General features: G+C 56.8%; 2 protein-coding genes. Both read left to right on the top strand.

The window, feature by feature from the left end; translation table 11 throughout:
- The first annotated feature begins 85 nt into the window (after positions 1–85).
- The gene (tnpB, locus tag G7007_RS21615; RefSeq protein ID WP_258198656.1) at positions 86–445 is read left to right on the top strand and encodes an IS66 family insertion sequence element accessory protein TnpB; all 360 of its coding nucleotides are present in this window, start codon (positions 86–88) and stop codon (positions 443–445) included.
- Positions 446–463: 18 nt separating this feature from the next.
- On the top strand, positions 464–1934 hold a 1471-nt coding region (tnpC, locus tag G7007_RS21610; protein WP_181105119.1), incomplete at its 3' end, for an IS66 family transposase.

The raw sequence follows: 1934 nt of genomic DNA, 5'->3' as shown, positions 1-1934 counted from the left end.
GTAAGCGCTCCATGAACCCCACATTCAAAACGTTCAGCTGATCACCGATGCTGTGCTCCCGATTTCCTTCTGGAGCCCGCACACCATGATGCGTCCCGACGCCAAAGTCGAAAAGGTTTACCTCTATCCCAAGCCCGTCGATTTCCGAAAATCCATTGATGGCCTGGCAGCGTTGGTCGAGCTGGATATCAAAGTCGCTGTGTTCGACCCGGTACTGTTCGTGTTTCTCAACAAGCTACGCAACCGTGTGAAGATCCTTTATTGGGAGCGCAACGGCTTCTGCCTTTGGCTCAAGCGCCTGGAGTCCGAGCGCTTTAAGACGTCGCCTGATGTAACCGACCAGGCGATCATCCTGACCGTTCAGGAACTCAACTGGATGCTCGACGGTTTCGACCTCTGGCGTAACCGTCCTCATCAGGTTTTGACGCCACGATTCGTGGCCTGATTCGGTATAATCCAGGGCATGAATTTCGTGCCCGACAACCTCCCCGATGATCCCCGATTGCTCAAGCAGATGCTTGTGAAGATGCAATCCAGGATGGGTGTGCTCGAAGAACAGGTCGCTCTGCTAAGGCAGCGTCTGTTCGGTCGACAATCGGAGCAGACCGTCGATCCGGCAACACCCCAAATGGCGTTGTTCAACGAAGCGGAGCATGAAGTAGAGCTGGCATCCGAGTCGGCTGAAGAAGAGGTGGTTGCCCCCGCCCAGTCCCGTGGCAAGCGCAAGCCACTGCCAGCCGACTTGCCGCGCATCGAAGTCATCCACGAACTGCCCGAGCACGAGCTGACCTGCGCTTGCGGGTGCCGCAAGCATGCCATCGGTGAAGAAATCAGCGAACAGCTCGAAATCGTTCCGATGCAGATCCGTGTGATCAAGCACATCCGTAAGACCTACGGTTGCCGCGACTGCGAAGCCGCACCCGTGACGGCCGACAAGCCCGCCCAATTGATCGAAAAGAGCATGGCCAGCCCGAGTGTTCTGGCGATGCTGCTGACCACTAAATATGTGGATGGTTTGCCGCTTCATCGATTTGAAAAAGTCTTGGGTCGCCACGGCATCGAGATCCCGCGCCACACCTTGGCTCGCTGGATTATCCAATGCGGTGCGCACTTCCAGCCGCTGCTGAATTTAATGCGAGACAGCCTGTTGGCCAGTCGCGTGATCCACTGCGATGAAACGCGGGTACAGGTACTGAAAGAGCCTGACCGCGCGCCCAGCAGCCAGTCATGGATGTGGGTGCAAACCGGCGGCCCACCGGATAAGCCGGTCATCCTTTTCGACTACTCCACCAGCCGAGCGCAGGAGGTGCCTACACGCCTGCTCGATGGCTATCGTGGGTATGTCATGACCGATGATTATGCCGGTTACAACGCACTGGGCGCCCAAGCTGGCGTCGAGCGCTTAGGATGCTGGGCCCATGCTCGTCGCAAGTTTGTTGAAGCACAGAAAGTACAGCCTAAAGGCAAAACAGGGCGTGCGGATATCGCGCTGAATCTGATCAACAAGCTGTACGGCATCGAGCGCGACTTGAAGGCCTGCGGTGACACCGAGCGTAAAATCGGTCGTCACGAACGCAGCGTACCGATACTGGCTCAGTTGAAAAGCTGGATCGAAAAGACGCAGCCACAAGTCACCGCTCAGAATGCCCTGGGCAAAGCCATCAGTTATCTTGCAAACAACTGGAGCAAGCTGGAGCGATACGTCGAGGAAGGCTGCCTGCCGCTCGACAATAACGCCGCTGAACGCGCGATCCGCCCCTTCGTGATTGGACGGAAGAACTGGTTGTTCAGCGATACGCCCAAAGGCGCAACAGCCAGTGCTCAACTTTACAGCTTGGTTGAGACTGCCAAAGCCAATGGCCAAGAGCCTTATGCGTGGCTGCGCCACGCACTCGAACGTCTACCAACGGCGACATCGGTCGAAGATTACGAAG

The organism is Pseudomonas entomophila (genome assembly GCF_013523125.1).
In the GTDB taxonomy this organism is placed as follows: Bacteria; Pseudomonadota; Gammaproteobacteria; order Pseudomonadales; family Pseudomonadaceae; genus Aquipseudomonas; species Aquipseudomonas entomophila_B.
This window is presented reverse-complemented; position numbering and strand designations above follow the sequence as displayed.